This window comes from Mesorhizobium sp. B2-8-3 (genome assembly GCF_006440815.1).
Classification (GTDB): domain Bacteria; phylum Pseudomonadota; class Alphaproteobacteria; order Rhizobiales; family Rhizobiaceae; genus Mesorhizobium.
Window position 1 is genome coordinate 37,507 of sequence record NZ_VFTW01000032.1, and the last position, 15,884, is coordinate 53,390.

A 15,884-nucleotide genomic window follows, 5' to 3' on the forward strand; every position below is an offset into this window, starting at 1 on the left:
CACGAAGCCGCAGTCCCATACTAGCACGGTTTCGCGCTGCGAAGACTGATCATCATCCAGACCGCGCGGGAGCGCGGATTTCGGCGAATGATCGTAAGCCGTTCGTGACTTGGCAAATGCCCCCGACCGACAATTCCACAATTCCATTTGTCAGTGAGAGGGGTTCGCCATGGACTGCTTAGTACGGATTGCTGGAAGCATGGGTGCAAGACCAGTGCCGCGGCTCACGGGCGCCTTCCTGCTCACCCTGTTCTTCGCGACAGCGCCACAGGCTCACTCGACGGACCGCCCCGCGGGCGGCCTGGCCCAAGTCGATTTGCAATTGATCCTTGCCGTGGACGTCTCGCCCTCGATGAGCAGAATTGAGCAAAAAGTGCAGCGCGACGGCTATGTTGATGCCTTCCGCCACGCGGACATCGCGATGGCAATCAAGGCGGGAGAACTGGGAAGAATCGCAGTGCTCTATCTGGAGTGGGCGGGGCCAAATCAGCAAACCGTCATCGTGCCGTGGACAATTGTCGAAAGCCGCGAGGACGCTCTGACCTTGGCAGACAGGTTGGCGGCTTTGTCGTTGACTGAAGGCCGCGGAACCTCGATTTCCGGCGCGTTGCAGGCCGCGAATGAACTGTTTGCGAAGAGCGACTTGCGCAGCCCGCGCCGCGTTATTGACGTCTCTGGCGACGGACCCAACAATGCCGGAGCACTCATTGACCCCATCCGGCAGTTTCTTCTCGCGGAAGGTGTGACGATCAACGGGCTGCCTATTGCACTACCCCGCATTGGCGAGGCCGACGGGTTTGCGCGGTACGACCCTTCCAGCCTGCAATCCTATTTCGAGCGCTGCGTCATTGGCGGACCGGACGCATTTGCAATCGGCGTCACCGACGCCGCGATGTTCGCCACCGCGGTCCGTCGCAAGCTGGTGCGTGAAATTTCCATGAACATGGATCAGGTGATCCACGCCGCGTACACCGAGCGTTCCGACCGCATGGTCGATTGCAACATGATCGGTCAGTTGCCAAGCCGATGACGCACGGCAATGAAGTCCCAGCATGGGAAGAGCTTCGCGCATTGCTGCCGACAGTCCAATGTACCAACCGCAGCGATGAATGCGCTCAAAAGGGCTAAAGGGTTGCTTGTCGAGAACTTCGTTTCGAGACCGGAAGGCAAGTTTCGGCTATGTGCAGCCGTTTTCGCCGCTCGTCGTTTTCCAGTCGGCCGCGACCAGCGCCTCCTTTTCCGATCCGCCATGCTTGAGCAGATAGGGTGCCAGACGTGCGTTCATCTGCTCGACGAGCTTTGCGTAGTAAGTTCTGCCCAGAAGGCCGAGTGGGTCAAGCCGGGTCTTGTGGGGCGGGTTAAGTTTCTTAGGGGCGAGGAGAAGCTTCGCCATGCGTCACTGAAGGATTTTCGGGAGGCTGATTAGACAAGGCGGCCGCCGGACCTATGCGGCGACCGATGCGACCTCAAGAATGAAGATTAGCGATGTCTAATGTGGTATTCAGGTTGCGAGGGGATTTCGATGACGCAGTCAAAGCGGTATTTCGCATTGGCGTGGCTCGCACTGATCGGCAATGCCGAGGCCCACGATTGGTATACGGGTAAGACGGACCCCGTTCTTCACTACGACTGCTGTGGAGGCAATGACTGTCATCCTATCGATCCAAGCCATGTCAGGATGACAAAAGACGGCTATTTCGTCCGGCCGCCCCGCCCCTTCTACCCAAACGAGCCACAAGAGCCGGAGTGGTTCATTCCCAGAGAGCGTGTCCAGACCTCGCCGGATGATCAATATCATATTTGCGAGCGCCTGATGACGTTCTATCGGACGCTGACCCCACACATGAGTTTCGAGGCTTATCACAGGTTTCGATGGACGTGCTTTTTCGCCCCGCCCGGCACTGGTTCAATCGGGCGAAGCTAGAAGAACATTCACATTGCATCCGCTGGCGCGAAGAAGCAGTTTTCGTCTTCTTCCGTGGGATGCAGACAGATGTGGAAGTTGTCATCCCCCGAGGGGATTACGACTTCGTACGGCACGAAGTAGCGGTTCCGATGCGTGACTTTATGATGGTCGCCTGGACGCAGAATAATCACATAGCCATCTGGCCGGGGCGTCACAGTTGAACCGGGAATTTTCCCGCAGTCGCCAGTGAGCGGGTCGCCGTGGCAGCAAGCCGGTGGATAGCCCCAATTTTCATCCGGGCCGTGGGCTAACGCCGCACTTCCCTCAATTGCCGCAGCCGTGGCGATCACACCTGCAAAGCACGTTGCCTGTCTTGTCCTGACTGCATGCATCGATTGGGGGCCGCCCTCAACGGCAACTTATGTCGTCAAGGCCATTAGATACCATTAGCCTACGCTAATATACGCTGGAAGCCCGCGCCTATCGGGTATATTCTCCTCCTTGATCGGCGGAGGGATGCCGAAATGCGGGGCTTATTCGCAAGCTTCCTGATCTTGCTATGTGCCGTCACAACAGCGCATGGCGGTGCGCTCCACGACGCGGCCAAGAGCGGCGACCTTACTGCAATCACGGCGGCGCTCGATGCCGGTGCTAACATCGAGGAGCAGGAGAAGGGGGCAACACCGCTATTCCTGGCTGTGCGCAGCGGCCACGTCGAGGCGGCGGAACTGCTGATCAAGCGTGGTGCCGATGTCAACAAGGAAGCGGTGCTCGGCCTGCCGATGACCGTTGCCGTGCTGAAGAACGCCGCCGACATGATCCGGCTGCTTCTGTCGCATGGTGCCGACGCCAACGGCAAGACGCGGGGAGAGCCGATGCTGACCCTCGCGGTCGCCAGTGGCTGCCTTGACTGCGTTAAGGTGCTGGTCGAGGCGGGCGCTGACGTCAACACCATCTGGGTCCAGGGCGACCCCAATCAACGGCCGGGCATCATCACGGCCTACCATCTCGCAAAGCACGATGATCATGAGGACATCGCCGCCTACCTTTTGGAGCATGGCGTCGTCATCCTGAAACCGGAGCCGATTTCCGCCCGGCTCGCGGAGGGCGACCCCACCAAGGGCGCGGCCTTCTTTGCAAGCACCTGTGCCCCTTGCCATGTCGTGCGGCCAAAGGAACTTCCGACCATCGGGCCGAACCTTTGGAACGTCGTCGGTCGCGACAAGGCATCGACGAAGTTCGAGCGTTACTCCAAGACCCTGCTGGGCTGGGAGGGAAACTGGACCTACGAGGACTTGAACATCTTCCTCGCCGGTCCCACGCTGACGAAGCCCGGCGTCAACATGGATATTCGCGGGTGCCTGAAGAGGCCGATCGGCTGAACGTGATCGCCTATCTCAGAACGCTCGCCGACACACCGATGCCACTGCCGTAGGGGATGTGCGTTTAGCACGGCCATGTGTAGGTTGATCCTCACCCTTGCCTTCGTGCTCACCTGTGGCCGGGTGTCTGCAGGAGAGCATTGGTCTGCTGAGGACGGCGACACGCTGTGGCACGACAAAAAACGAATTCAATTGCTCGGTTTTGATGCCCCCAAACTTTCGCAGGCGTGTTTTGATGCCGCTGGCAAAATCTGGCCCTGCGGCAAGTATGCGCGTGACCACATCCAACATCTTATCGCCTCAGGCGATGTATCCTGCATCGTCGAGCGCAAGGACGGTTATAACGACGACCTCGGCATCTGCTTCGTGGGAGGCATCGATCTCGGACGGGACCTGGTGAAACACGGATTGGCGGTGGCCGACACTCGATACCTTGCCGAGGAGCAAGAAGCCCGCATTGCCAAACGCAACTTGTGGGCAGGGAGCGTCAGCAAGCGGCGATAGCAGCTGGGCGTCCACCCCGATCGATACCTGTCTCTGATTATGGCTGATAATTATGGCTGGCACTTGCAATAGCGGCATGTCACTCGGACTACGCGCGGCGTGTCGATGGCGAGAGACGCCAAGCGAAAGAGTCGGCCACAGCATCTGCACCGCTTCCGTAAGGGATAGGGCCGGTCGCGTCGTCTATGCCGCAACGTTGACCTTTAGGACACGTGGCCGATTGCGGGAGGGAGCGATTTCGTCCGGGAACATAATCCATTGCTAAGGTTTCGATCGTGAGGGCGAGGATCAGAGGCCGGGCGACCTCCGAACCTGGAACGCTAATCCTCTTCGTTCACGAAAGAATCGATGGCATTTGCGAAACAGTCGCCGAATGTTAGGAAGCGGTCCGTATCATCCTCGGCGTGCCGCGACGAGACAGCGCGGCGGCCGCTCTAACAGGCGGGCGAAGGCAAACCGAGAGATCAGAAAACGGAAGTCAGGACCTCCAGTTGAGGGATGGCGAATCGCTACCTACTTGCGGGGTTCCGCAGCTATGGACGCATCAGCGCCTTTCGAGCGTATTGAACCCAATGCGGACCTTCACCTTTCGGCTCCTTCCCAGTCATTGAACTTGACTTAGAGAGGAGTGTTCAACATCGACAGCGACGTACCACTCCGCTACTCGCTGTTTTTTCGTGATGCGCCGGTGTGCCATGCAACTGGATCGTCAACCCATCGATTGATATCGGATTCTCTCCAGCCCGCCCCGTTGATGCTGATCTTGATCTGGGCCGGGAAAGTCCCTTCAGTGATCTTGCGATAGATGGTTGAGCGGGACAGGCCGGTCCGCGCGAGGACCGTCCTAAGGCGTATGATACGATCCGGTTCGGACATGGCTTGCCTGCACCTCACTGGTTCTTGCTGATGTCTCCTGGGACAGACAGGACGAACCCATGCTGTAGGCAATCAGGTCTGTCGCCTCAGCCGGCTGCGGAGTGGAAACGGCGGCAAATCGGCATGCCTTAGATTCCAATCCCCCGCCCCTTACCGATGCCATGGCTGAAGGCGAGTTCCGCGCCCAGGCGACGACCCGAATCCACGTTGATGCCAAGCTCGTGTTTGCGGTTTGCCAGTAGGGATTCAAGTTGAGGGTCGCGTTCAAGGCTCTTGGCCATATCGGACATGGCCGAACGCGTTGACTTGTAGCGGGAGATGTCGCCGGTCTGATATTGCTCCTGTCCCGTCCGATTGAGCTTTTGCCAGCGTTCCACGAAACGGTCGGCGCGGCGGCCGGGATCGATGTCCATCCCGTTGCGGATTTCCGTTTCAAGCTGGAGAGCCAGCACGATACGGTTGACCCGGCCCGCGCCTGCCTCACGGACAAGCTCGGGGTTTTTCACATAGGCCGCCTCGGCATCGCGCCAGCCATGCGGCCGAACCTTCTCGAACGCGCTGCGGGCATCCCTCAATTCGCGCATCTGCTCGGGACTGCCCTGCCCGTCCGCACTTCCGGTGCTGAGGATCGCGTCGAGCGCACGTGCGTGGCGAACAAGCGCCTTCGTGCGAGCGCTGCGCAACGCCGCTTCCAGATCCGCCGACGCATCCGCCTCGCGCTGCGCTCCCCTGACGGAAGCTTCTCTTCCAGGAGCGGCGCCGGCATCGCCGTTTTGCGCTCGACCGTCTTCCCTTCCCGGCTGATGCCCACGGTCTTTTCCGGGCTCGGCATCTGCCGGCGAGCGCAACCCGTCCAGCAGCCCGTCGATCCGGTCGCGCAACTTCTCTGGAATGATCCGGCGCACGATCTCGACCACGCGCTCTCGGAAGGTGATGCCGCGCCGCTCGGCATAGCTCCGCGCCGGGTCGATCTGCTCGTAATCCGACGCCATGTCCTTGGCTCGGTCGCGCGACAGCGTGCGGACAAGCCTATCCCGGGTCGCGAAGTCATCGCTGCCGTAGTGCAGATCCGTGCCATCTCGATGCCGCGACAGGGCAACGTAGCTGCCATGCGCATCCATGCCCGGCGTTGCCAGGACGTGGGTGCGGTCGACCGTCATGCCCTGCGCCTTGTGGATGGTCGCGGCATAGCCGTGGTCGATGTGGGCATAGTCTTTCAGGTCAAAGCGCACCGACCTGCCGTCGTCGGTGCGCACGGCCATGCCCTGTGTGCTGACCTCTTCGATCACGCCGAGCGTGCCGTTCTTGACGCCGAGCCCGCGCTCGTTGCGCAGGAACATGACACGGTCGCCGCTTGCGAAGTTTCTTGCGCCGCGTTCCACATCCACCTGAACATCGTCGCCGAGATCGCCGGCAGCGCGCATGCGCTCGCGCGCGGCCTTGTTGAGCGCACTCACTTCGTCGTTTGTGTGGGTGAGAATGATTCGGCTTGCCTGTGGCTGAGCCTGCCTCTCGCGATCCCATCGCTCGACAAGATCGCTGCGAGCCTCGTCGCGCGTCGCAGCCTGGTGCACCATGCCTTGGCCGTCATAGGCGTCAATCGCAGCGCCGACCCTGCCGGTTGCCAGATCGCGCGTGGCGTCGCGCTGCCAGTCCTCGCGCTGCCGGCGCACCTGGCCGATCTCGACGCCACCGTGGCGTTCGTGGATAGAACGGAATGCGGCGCCGGCCTCGATCGCCTGCAACTGCTGCGGATCGCCAACCAGCACGACCTTTGCGCCGGCTTCCGCGGCATGGGAGACCACGCGCTCCAACTGGCGCGTGCCGATCATGCCGGCTTCGTCGATCACCAGGACATCGCTGGCAGTGAGCAGATCGCGGCCCTGTCCCCAATTGTGTTCCAAGCTGGCGATGGTGCGCGAAGCAATTCCTGAACCGCTTTCGAGATTCTCGGCCGCTATGCCGGAAAGTGTCGCGCCTCGAATCTCGTAGCCTGCTGCTGCCCACGCCTGGCGCGCTACACCCAGCATTGCGCTCTTGCCCGTTCCGGCAAAACCAACCACGACGCCAAGACCGCGGCCGTCGGTGATGTGATCCAGTGCATCGGCCTGCTCGCTCGAGAGTGCAAGACCGTACTGCTTGGCATTCGCCAGAGCAGCCTCGCGATGTGCGTCATTCATCGCATGACGCTCTTGTCCAGCCATGCGTACTGCCGCGCGATGCAGACGCTGTTCGGTCTCGATCATCTGCCGGGTGGTGAAGCGATCGTCTCCGCGTCCGTCCTTGCCGAGTTCGACCAGATCGGGGGCGCTGCTGATGGCAGCCATCACCTCGTTGAACTGCTCAACTCCGTCGCTGTGGCGATGCGCAAATTTCGCAATGTCCTTTCGGGTGAAAGTCGATTGCTGATGCGTGATGGCATCGAGCGCCACGGATAGCTCAGCCATAATCCGCGCGCCATTGTCGCGCGCGATCTCGCGATGCAGTTCGGCTCGATCTGCTTCAATGTCGCCAGCAGCAAGGCCGCCGCCTTCAATGCGTTGGGCCGGCGCACCAATCTGCGTTTGCGGATCCAGGACAATGCCCTGCGCTTCCAGGCTGCGATGATCGATGCGTGCGTCGATGTCGAGTTCGGCCAGGCGCTCATTGGCAAGCTCCGCCCATCGCTCGCGCCAGCGCTCAACCATCTGGGTAGCGTTCCAGTCTCGTACCTTCGCCCCGAAACCGTTTTCATCGACCGACCGCATGGTGAGCATGACATGGGCATGAGGTTTGGGGCTTCCATCCTCCGCTCTGTCCCAATGCACATTCAGGTCAGCAACCATGCCTTGGCTGACGAACTCGGCCTGAACAAAGTCGCGCGCCAGTTCGATGCCTTGCGCCTGGCTCAGTTCGCGTGGAAGGGCAAACTCCACCTCCCGGGCGAGCTGGGCATCCTTGCGTACCTCGAAGGCCTCGACGCCGTTCCAAAGCCGTTCGCGGTCGCTCCAGGCCTCTGGCGCATTCTCTGGCAGCATCACCTCAGAATGGACAACGCCGTGCTTGCTGGAAAAATCGTGGCTGCGTTCGATGCGCTCGTCGCGCAACCGCGAAGCCGAACGGTACGCGGCGGATGCCACAGCACTGCTCCCAGCCTTGCGGCCAATGACTTTGACATGAAGATGATAGATCGCCATCGCGACAGCATCATTTGCACGTCGAAGCGCACGTCGGCACGACGTATAAGCGCGCCCTCCCTCGAAAAATTCTCGGGATGGACCAGCCCGTCCCTGGCTGTCTCGCCAACCCTGAAGCTTTCCGGCAGGCGCTCCCCTATCATCATCCGATCGACAACCGACGGAGACAGCCATGCGTAAACCACGAGACTTTGACGCGGAACTGAAGGCGCTGGAAGACAAGGCGCGCGAACTCAAAGCGCGCAAGGTGCAGCAACTTGGCGAGCTGGTGATCGCCACCGGCGCCGATCAACTCAGCCCCGAAGAACTGGCCGGAGCGCTGGTTGCAATCGCTGAGACGAAAGACACCGGAAAGCGTGAGGCATGGGCCAAGCGTGGGGTGATGTTTTTCGAGAGCGGATCCCGGCGAACTGCTCCGGCATCTCAGCGCAATCTGCGCGGCGCTGCAGCGCAACCGCGCAGCCCAGAACCGCCGGCAGTCAGCCCAGGCTCGACATGACATGCGCACGTGGCAGGCCGAGCGCCGAAAGCGCACCCGACATCTGATCGAACTCGGCGGTCTTGTCGTCAAGGCAGGCATCGTTGAACTGACCAATGACGATCGCGCCATCATCTACGGGGCGCTGCTTTGGATTGCCGCCAAGCTGCAGGGCCATGAAGGTAAGCATGCGCGGGACCTTTGGGCCGCGAAGGGAAAGCAGGCATTCGATGCGGAACGGCATGAAGACCATAAGAACCAGCGAACATAGCGGTTGGCGAGCAGCGGGCGGTGCAAAGCCGCTAACAGGCATCATCTATCCGCCCTGTCCATCATCTCGAGCACTTCAAGGGCGGGCTGCATGTCGATGGCTCTGCAGGGTTAGTGCGGGCACAAGTAGAATTCCGGACGCCCCTCGCGATCGTTTGAGCCAACTAACGCTACACCGGAAACCTGCGCATGATGTCGGGCCGCCCAAACATCAGCTTCATGAGGACGATCACCGGACGGGGAAGACGCCATAGATCGCGGGCGCTCCACCGCAGACCCGTGATCGGATCGAGGCACTGGCATTTTGCCGAAAACCGACTAAGAGATTCAGCCAATCGAGAGCGGAGATATTGCATGTCCGACGAGAACAACCAAGACCTGCCGGAGCTGATCCGAAACGTGGACTCGTCGCAGCCGGCCGAACCCGAGAAGCCGGCCCAAGTCCCCGCCGTCAATCCCATGCAATCGGTCTTCCCCGACTACATCATCTGTCTCGAGGACGGTAAGCGGTTTAAATCGATGAGGCGCCATCTCGGCGTGCGCTACGGCCTGACGCCGGAACAGTATCGTGAAAAGTGGGGCTTGGCGCGCGACTATCCGATGATGGCCCCAAACTCAGCGGCTCAACGGTCGGCCTTGGCGACGTCCAGCGGACTTCGCCGAAAGATCGCCAGCAAAAAGCACTCGACCCGTTGCATTCCAGAGCCTTGCCCGTTCTGCGCAAGCTCTGAGGGTTAGGCCTGGGCAAGCCGGATGCGGGCCTGAGTTAATTTGTAGACTCCTGCGGATGTAATGGCGGCCATCGGCTGTCGACCCTCGCATCGGCGCGGCCTTCTCCATACGCTTGGATGCGGTCCTAGTAGTATGTCTAATTCTGCCGGAACGCCGTGTGCAAGGACGTCGTAAGCGGTCCCAGGATGTAATCCAGCGCCATGCGTTCCTCCGTCACGATCATCACCGAGGCCGGCATGCCTGGATAGAGCTGGATCTGCGGCGCGGCGGCGAGTTCCTGCTGATCCACCGCTACGTCGGCGACATAATAGGGAAAGCCGGTCTTGGCATCGGTGACGCGATCGGCCGAGATACGGGTGACGCGGCCGTGGATGACTGGCGTCGTGCGCTGCTTGTAGGAGGTGAAGCGCACCTCAGCCGTCATATCGGCGCGCAGGCTGGATATGTCCTCGACCTTGACCTGCGCCTGGACCATCAGCGAATTCCTTGTCGGCACGATGTCGAGGATAGTCTGGCCGGGGGAGACAACCGCGCCGGTGGAAAAGACCGTGAGGTCGGCGATCGATCTGCCTGATGGCCGGCGCGTCTTCGCCCCTACCGGAAGCGATCCGGATGCAGTTCGCGAATATCTTGAAAGCGAAGGAACAGGAACATGATGATCGTTCCCGCGGGCGTGAAGGTGCATCTGGCGCTTGGCTACACCGATATGCGCAAAGGTCTCGACGGGCTCGCCATGCGGTGCAGCAAACGCTGAAGCAGGATCCGTTCTCGGGCCATCTGTTTGCCGTCCGTGGCAAGAAAGCGTCGATACTGAAGATCTTGTTCTGTGACGGAAACGGCCTGTGCCTGTTCACAAAACGGCTCGACCAAGGCAGCTTCGCATGGCCGGTGATGGCGGGCTTTAATGGCTCGATCACGCTGACGCCGGCCCAGCTTGCGATGCTGATCGAGGGCATCGACTGGCGCGCTCCCGAGCGAGTTTGGAGGCCAGCGCTCGCCGGCTGAAATCAGCACTTCGACCATTACGGAAAAGCCTGGAATCCTTGGGGTTTTGCGGCTGTTTGTGATCGATTCCGTCATGTTGATCGATCTTGAGTATCTGCCTTCCGACCCGCAGCTTTTGCAGCGACTCGTGCGCGATATGGCGGCTGCGGTCGAGAGCCGCGGCGGAGAGATCGAGCGACTTCAGTCGATCATCAAAAAGCTCCAGCGGGCGCAGTTCGGCCGCAGCTCCGAGCAGCTCGATCCCGACCAGCTCGCGCTCGCGCTGGAAGACCTCGACGCCGATGTCGCTCGCATCCAGGAAAGCGGTCCGTTCGCAGGCAAACCGCCGGTCGAGCGGCAATCCCATCGCAAGTCGCTGTCCGATCATCTGCCGCGCGAGGATGTCCTGCTCGACATCGGCAGCACTATCTGCGCGGGCTGCGGCGGTGCGCTGCATCTCATCGGCGAGAGCGTGAGCGATGCTGGACTGGGTGCCAGCGCAGCTTCGCGTGATCAGGACCACGCGACCAAAATATGGCTGCCGGACCTGCGTGACCGTCGTTCAAGCGCCGGCTCCGCAGCGGCGGCGGCATGGCAACGCCGGCGTTGCTGGCGCAGGTCCTGGTCAGCAAATATTGCGACCATACCCCGCTCTACCGGCAGTCGCAGATCTTCGCCCGCAGTGGTGTCGATCTTCCGCGTTCGACACTCGCCGGTTGGGTCGGCGGCGCCTGCTGGTGGCTCGAAGCTCTGCATGAGCGGCTTGCCAAAAGCGTGTTTGCTTCCAACCATCTCTTTGACGACAACACGCCGGTTCCGGTGCTTGATCCGGGCCGTGGCCGCACCAAGACCGGCAGGCTCTGGGTCTATGCCCGCGAACAGAGACCATGGGGCGGACCGGAGCCGCCGGCCGCGGCCTATTTGTTCGCGCCGGACCGCAAGGCTGAACGCCCGGCCTCGCATCTCGAGCACTTCAAGGGCGTGCTTCACGTCGATGGGTATGCCGGCTTCGAGCAGCTCACCGTCAAGGGAGACATCGTCCTCGCCTCCTGTTGGGCGCACACCCGGCGCAAGTTCTTTGATGTGGCGCAGGCCACCAACGCGCCGATCGCGATGGAAGCCTTGCGCCGGATCGGCGAGCTCTATGCCGTCGAAGCCGACGTTCGTGGTCAATCGCCGGCGCATCGGTTTGCATCTCGGCGCAGCCGTTCGAAACCAATTGTCGACGCCATGCGGGTCTGGCTCGAAGGGCAGCTTCCACTGTTGTCGGGACGAAGCACACTCGCCGTAGCGGTCCGTTACGCGCTCTCGCGCTGGGACGGACTGACCCGCTTTCTGCACGACGGTCGCATCGAACTCGACACAACCCGGTCGAGCGCGCGATTCGTCCGGTCAGCCTTGGTCGCAAGAACCCCCTCTTCGCGGGCAGCGACGGCGGCGGCTATCGGTGGGCGGTGCTGTGTTCGCTGATCGAAACCTGCAAACCTAACGACGTCGAGCCTTATGCCTGGCTGCGCGATGTGCTCAGCCGCATGGTCGACGGACATCCGATCAACCGTATCGACGAACTCCTGCCGTGGAACTGGACACCCAAAGGGTCCGCCGGCGCCGCCTGGGCAAAGCCAATCTCTCGCCAAACGGCGAAGCCAATGGCGATAGTCGTATATTGTAAAGATCCCGCTTGGTGGCCCATAATTGCAATATGATGAGGGTAAAGAGATGACACAGTCTTCCCGAGACGGGGCAGATGCAGGACTGCTTTCCGAGGCCATTGCCGTGCTTCGAGAGCTAACCTCGCGCGCGAGAGAAACCCACGACCGGTCGTTCGACGATGGACATTCCGCCGATACATGGCAGAGCGATGAACTCCGAGCAGCGATAGAGCGTGCTGAAGCCGTGATCGCGAAATCGGAGACTCCCAGAGGATAGGAGGCCGCGTCCACGTGCTGCTTCCCTGAGGCTGTTAATCGAGGATTTCATGTCAAGATCTTACCTGACGTGCAACATCCGAACGCTTACGCCAACCCTTGGTAAGCGTCCGGTCTCTGCACCTCTTTGGGGTCGTGCAATCTCGCTGCATGTGGGGTTTTCTTCTTGTCGAGGAGGATTTCCGGCGGTGGCTCGACGTTCCTGGGACAAGGCCAGAAACGCATACTGATCGTCACATGTCGCGGCCTGGTATCGGGGCCGCCTTGAGGTGGAGGAATATTGCCGCCGGTGTAAGCTCTCGACGACGACGTTCGAGTTGTGGGCGCGCCATCTGGTGAGCCCGGAAGATCGCAAACGTGCGGAATATCTGCGGAAATTGCACAATGAAAGGCTGAAAAGCAGAGCAGCAAGGGGCCGCCGAAGCGGCACAAGCGACCACTGCGCTATCGCTACCGCGCTCGCACAGACACCGGTCCGATTGCGCTGCAAGCATTCTGGGGCGTGCATGTGGAGGCGATGAATTGGAGAGGATTGGGGCTTGCCGACCTGCGGCAGCGCTCGGGCTTTCGCCGTACGCGCCGCGCAAATGGCGTGATCGTCTCGAGGAATTCGAGGTCGAAGTGGACTGGCGATCTCTGTTGCATCCGAGTGCCCGGGCTCAATTAAGCAGCGCTGCTAGTTGTGTTCGGCGACGATATCGCTTGACACCGGAAGCGGTGGATGGGCGGTCGAACCGGCGCCGGTTCAGCGACGAGCAGAAGCGGGCGATCGTGCAGGAAACGGAGAAGCCCGGCGTCGCCGTGGCGCAGGTTTGCCGACGCCATGGCATTGCCACCAGTATGGCGTTCCGCTGGCGAGAGGAGTTCGGCCTGACCGCCCGCAAGGCGCCGCAGCCAACTGCCGCGCCGGAGAACTGGCAGCACGAGAGCGGAAGGAAAAGGGTCTGGTGACTACACCGACATCCCTTGCACCGCGCGGCCGGTCCATAGATGGCCTGCACGGCCTGCTAGTGCTCTATTTTCGGCCGTTAACTGTTCCTCCGTTTGGATGTTGACGCTTACCGTTTGTTAGCGTTAGGAATGTGTTAACATAAGCATCTCCTAAAAAAGAGCCTGACCGACAATCAGGGAATGGGCGACGCCAAGGGGCTAAAGGGAACGCAGCGCGGCTAGCAGAGTCGTGCCAGCTAGCATTGTTGAGCCAAGACTGCAGTGGACGGCCATTTTGATATCTGGCTGATCGCGGAACTGTGCCGTTACCTGCGACTGGACTTCGCACTGATAGTGGACGAACTAGCATGTTGATCATACTGTTTTAGATGGAGAATGGCCAAGCTTTCAATGCGGCAGTAAAACAGGTGTGGGGGCATCTGTATTTGTACATATGTACAAGTAAAATGGGTGGGGACAAGGGTGATTTATTCTCACATCACAGGTGCCGATGGGACGACGATATCGCTTTCCGATATACCAGAGGTCGGCGACGACGTCTTTAATTTTGCTGAAGATACAGTCATCCTTACTTCTACCCTCCTGGTCATTATTTCACACAATGCGCTAAGCAACGATAGCGCAAAGACACTTTGCTCCATCGATGGCGAGTTTTCCGCCTCGAACGATGCAAAGAAACCCGCGGAAGGCGGTTGCAAAGATTCATCAGACGTCAAGCTGTGTCCGGCTGACCCGCGGGCGTGGGCGTTTCGCATCGGTACAAATGTCATTGGGCTGAATGCGAATTCATCTGATCCTGGCGCTCTCGCGGGGGATCAAGCCGTCTTTTGGCGATGGCGAATTTGCCCGCATAGGACGTATTTTTTGAGCGACCACGCCGCCGCAGCGGCAGGTCGACATCGGCAATTTTTGACCGACAAGAAAAACTAGCGAGACAGGGGACGGGGCATGGCAACGACCATCGGAACAAGCGGCAGCGACAATCTGGTCGGCGGCAGCGGCGACGACCTGCTGTCGGGAGGGGCTGGAAATGACCGCCTGAACGGTGGGTCAGGCGCAGATACGCTCGATGGAGGCAGTGGTTTCGATACAGTCCTGGGCGGATCCGGAGCGGACACGCTTATCTATCGAGCATGGGAAAATCAGTACAAGATTGGTACCCAAGTCTACGGCACGGGGATAACGGTCGGACAAACGACCTTTTCCGGCTACGACGTCTACGACGGCGGTAATGGCAATGCTGCGAAAGGCACTGCCGAGATCGATACGCTTGTTATCTATCTGAGCAATGATCAACTATTAAATACATCATTCATGACAGCGTTTAACGCTGAAATTGCTCAGTTTCGTACCTTCATTGCCGCAAACTCGAACGCGAATACCGGCCAGGCAGGTCAAGCAGAATTTACATTCACCACGATCAACCTCAAGGTCTCCGCGATTGAGCAGGTGCGCTACGGAGTCGACCCAACCGCCCCCGTCGGTGTCGACGATGCCAATGGAGTGCGAGAGGCTGGCGTTGGCCCAGGGAATACACCATTTTCGGGCGTCTCCACGGCGGCAGGTAATGTGCTGGCCAACGACACGGATTCCGACGACAGCCATGCGTCGCTGGTCGTGTCGGCGGTCCGCACAGGTCCTGAATCCGGATCTGGAAGCGCCGGCACCGTCGGATCTGCATTGGTGGGCACCTATGGCTCGCTGACCTTGAATGCGAACGGAACTTATACCTACACACTCAACAACAGCGATGCGGACACTAACGCGTTGGCGGAAGGGGTCACTGTCACTGAAATCTTTACGTACACCGTGCGTGACCCTCACGGGCTTACTGATACTGCGCAGCTGACCATCACGATCACCGGCACCAACGACGCGCCGATTGCGGTCGCCGACACCAACGGCGCCGATGCCGTCGCCGAGGCAGGCGTCAATCCTGGCAACACTGCCTTCGATGGCGATCCGTCGGCCAGCGGCAATGTGCTCACCAACGACACCGATATTGACACCGGCGACAGCAAGACGGTTTCGGCCGTCAATGGCCTGTTGGCCAATGTTGGCTCGGCGGTGGTTGGGACCTATGGCTCGGTCACGATCGGGTCGAATGGCAGCTACACCTACACGCTCAACAATGCCGACCCCGACACCAATGCCCTGGCCCAGGGTGCCACCGCAACGGATGTCTTCACCTACACGGTCAAGGATGCCAATGGGGCCACCTCCTCGACCTCGCTGACCATCACGATCACCGGTACCAACGACGCGCCGATTGCGGTCGCCGACACCAACGGTGCCGATGCCGTCACCGAGGCAGGCGTCAATCCTGGCAACACTGCCTTCGCTGGCGATCCGTCGGCCACCGGCAATGTGCTCACCAACGACACCGATATTGACACCGGCGACAGCAAGACGGTTTCGGCCGTCAACGGCCTGTTGGCCAATGTTGGCTCGGCGGTGGTTGGGACCTACGGCTCGGTCACGATCGGGTCGAATGGCAGCTACACCTACACACTCAACAATGCCGACCCCGATACCAATGCCCTGGCCCAAGGTGCCACTGCAACCGATGTCTTCACCTACACGGTCAAGGATGCCAATGGGGCCACTTCCTCGACCTCGCTGACCATCACGATCACCGGGACCAACGATTCGCCGGTGATCACGACGGCTGTCGGCCAGGATGCCGGCACGGTTGTC

The 15,884-nt window shown here is 60.4% G+C and carries 15 protein-coding genes and 2 pseudogenes; 13 read left to right on the forward strand and 4 right to left on the reverse strand.

What is annotated here, in order from left to right; all coding sequences use genetic code 11:
* Positions 1-199: 199 nt before the first annotated feature.
* The 3 genes and pseudogenes from FJ418_RS28820 to FJ418_RS28830 all read left to right on the forward strand — a co-directional run bounded on the left by FJ418_RS28820 (position 200) and on the right by FJ418_RS28830 (position 1,924).
* Positions 200-1,030 carry a DUF1194 domain-containing protein gene (locus FJ418_RS28820; RefSeq protein WP_181167133.1) on the forward strand — a complete coding sequence of 277 codons (831 nt, stop codon included), beginning with the start codon at positions 200-202 and terminating at the stop codon, positions 1,028-1,030.
* A gap of 297 nt (positions 1,031-1,327) precedes the next feature.
* Positions 1,328-1,426: pseudogene (locus tag FJ418_RS32485) on the forward strand (ATP-dependent DNA ligase); the annotation flags it as partial.
* 96 nt (positions 1,427-1,522) lie between these two features.
* Positions 1,523-1,924: a hypothetical protein gene (locus FJ418_RS28830; RefSeq protein WP_140871538.1), complete on the forward strand. Its 402-nt coding sequence runs from the start codon at positions 1,523-1,525 to the stop codon at positions 1,922-1,924.
* A gap of 8 nt (positions 1,925-1,932) precedes the next feature.
* On the opposite strand, the gene FJ418_RS28835 is transcribed toward FJ418_RS28830, so the two are convergent.
* Positions 1,933-2,298 (reverse strand): hypothetical protein, encoded by a 366-nt coding sequence (locus FJ418_RS28835; protein WP_140871541.1) that lies wholly within the window; start codon positions 2,296-2,298, stop codon positions 1,933-1,935.
* A gap of 132 nt (positions 2,299-2,430) precedes the next feature.
* Here FJ418_RS28835 and FJ418_RS28840 point away from each other — a divergent pair, with 132 nt between their 5' ends.
* The gene (locus FJ418_RS28840) at positions 2,431-3,288 is read left to right on the forward strand and encodes an ankyrin repeat domain-containing protein (RefSeq protein ID WP_246683261.1); all 858 of its coding nucleotides are present in this window, start codon (positions 2,431-2,433) and stop codon (positions 3,286-3,288) included.
* 84 nt (positions 3,289-3,372) lie between these two features.
* Entirely contained in the window at positions 3,373-3,792 is a 420-nt protein-coding gene (locus tag FJ418_RS28845; RefSeq protein WP_181167135.1) for a thermonuclease family protein, read from the forward strand.
* Between the two features lie 660 nt (positions 3,793-4,452).
* Here FJ418_RS28845 and FJ418_RS28850 read toward each other — a convergent pair.
* Together FJ418_RS28850 and traA are read right to left on the reverse strand one after the other, a co-directional pair.
* Positions 4,453-4,668 carry an AlpA family phage regulatory protein gene (locus tag FJ418_RS28850; protein WP_140871547.1) on the reverse strand — a complete coding sequence of 72 codons (216 nt, stop codon included), beginning with the start codon at positions 4,666-4,668 and terminating at the stop codon, positions 4,453-4,455.
* 128 nt (positions 4,669-4,796) lie between these two features.
* On the reverse strand, positions 4,797-7,844 hold the full coding sequence (gene traA / locus FJ418_RS28855; protein WP_140871550.1) for a Ti-type conjugative transfer relaxase TraA: 3,048 nt from the start codon (positions 7,842-7,844) through the stop codon (positions 4,797-4,799).
* Between the two features lie 172 nt (positions 7,845-8,016).
* Here traA and FJ418_RS28860 point away from each other — a divergent pair, with 172 nt between their 5' ends.
* From FJ418_RS28860 to FJ418_RS28870, 3 genes are all read left to right on the forward strand, one after another.
* Positions 8,017-8,343 (forward strand): conjugal transfer protein TraD, encoded by a 327-nt coding sequence (locus FJ418_RS28860; RefSeq protein WP_140871553.1) that lies wholly within the window; start codon positions 8,017-8,019, stop codon positions 8,341-8,343.
* A gap of 1 nt (position 8,344) precedes the next feature.
* Positions 8,345-8,593 (forward strand): conjugal transfer protein TraD, encoded by a 249-nt coding sequence (locus tag FJ418_RS28865; protein WP_140871556.1) that lies wholly within the window; start codon positions 8,345-8,347, stop codon positions 8,591-8,593.
* 353 nt (positions 8,594-8,946) lie between these two features.
* Positions 8,947-9,330 carry a MucR family transcriptional regulator gene (locus FJ418_RS28870; protein ID WP_140871559.1) on the forward strand — a complete coding sequence of 128 codons (384 nt, stop codon included), beginning with the start codon at positions 8,947-8,949 and terminating at the stop codon, positions 9,328-9,330.
* Between the two features lie 130 nt (positions 9,331-9,460).
* Here FJ418_RS28870 and FJ418_RS28875 read toward each other — a convergent pair whose 3' ends face one another.
* Complete coding sequence (locus tag FJ418_RS28875; protein WP_246683262.1) at positions 9,461-10,009, reverse strand: HlyD family efflux transporter periplasmic adaptor subunit; 549 nt, start codon at positions 10,007-10,009, stop codon at positions 9,461-9,463.
* 53 nt (positions 10,010-10,062) lie between these two features.
* Between FJ418_RS28875 and tnpB the strand changes: the two genes are divergently transcribed.
* From tnpB to FJ418_RS28910, 5 genes and pseudogenes are all read left to right on the forward strand, one after another.
* Positions 10,063-10,329: an IS66 family insertion sequence element accessory protein TnpB gene (tnpB, locus tag FJ418_RS28885; RefSeq protein ID WP_348643132.1), complete on the forward strand. Its 267-nt coding sequence runs from the start codon at positions 10,063-10,065 to the stop codon at positions 10,327-10,329.
* A 73-nt stretch (positions 10,330-10,402) separates the two neighbouring features.
* Positions 10,403-11,894, forward strand: a pseudogene (locus tag FJ418_RS28890) (IS66 family transposase); the annotation flags it as partial.
* Positions 11,895-12,938: 1,044 nt separating this feature from the next.
* Positions 12,939-13,187 carry a transposase gene (locus FJ418_RS32120; RefSeq protein WP_181167136.1) on the forward strand — a complete coding sequence of 83 codons (249 nt, stop codon included), beginning with the start codon at positions 12,939-12,941 and terminating at the stop codon, positions 13,185-13,187.
* Positions 13,188-13,649: 462 nt separating this feature from the next.
* Entirely contained in the window at positions 13,650-14,117 is a 468-nt protein-coding gene (locus FJ418_RS28905; RefSeq protein ID WP_140871567.1) for a hypothetical protein, read from the forward strand.
* Positions 14,118-14,135: 18 nt separating this feature from the next.
* On the forward strand, positions 14,136-15,884 hold a 1,749-nt coding region (locus FJ418_RS28910), incomplete at its 3' end, for a VCBS domain-containing protein (RefSeq protein WP_210243169.1).

Coding starts and splice junctions, on each gene's coding strand:
- FJ418_RS28820 (WP_181167133.1), top strand. CDS start 200: ATGGGTGCAAGACCAGTGCCGCGGCTCACGGGCGCCTTCCTGCTCACC.
- FJ418_RS28830 (WP_140871538.1), top strand. CDS start 1,523: ATGACGCAGTCAAAGCGGTATTTCGCATTGGCGTGGCTCGCACTGATC.
- FJ418_RS28835 (WP_140871541.1), bottom strand. CDS start 2,298: ATGCATGCAGTCAGGACAAGACAGGCAACGTGCTTTGCAGGTGTGATC.
- FJ418_RS28840 (WP_246683261.1), top strand. CDS start 2,431: ATGCGGGGCTTATTCGCAAGCTTCCTGATCTTGCTATGTGCCGTCACA.
- FJ418_RS28850 (WP_140871547.1), bottom strand. CDS start 4,668: ATGTCCGAACCGGATCGTATCATACGCCTTAGGACGGTCCTCGCGCGG.
- traA (WP_140871550.1), bottom strand. CDS start 7,844: ATGGCGATCTATCATCTTCATGTCAAAGTCATTGGCCGCAAGGCTGGG.
- FJ418_RS28860 (WP_140871553.1), top strand. CDS start 8,017: ATGCGTAAACCACGAGACTTTGACGCGGAACTGAAGGCGCTGGAAGAC.
- FJ418_RS28865 (WP_140871556.1), top strand. CDS start 8,345: ATGCGCACGTGGCAGGCCGAGCGCCGAAAGCGCACCCGACATCTGATC.
- FJ418_RS28870 (WP_140871559.1), top strand. CDS start 8,947: ATGTCCGACGAGAACAACCAAGACCTGCCGGAGCTGATCCGAAACGTG.
- FJ418_RS28875 (WP_246683262.1), bottom strand. CDS start 10,009: ATGCACCTTCACGCCCGCGGGAACGATCATCATGTTCCTGTTCCTTCG.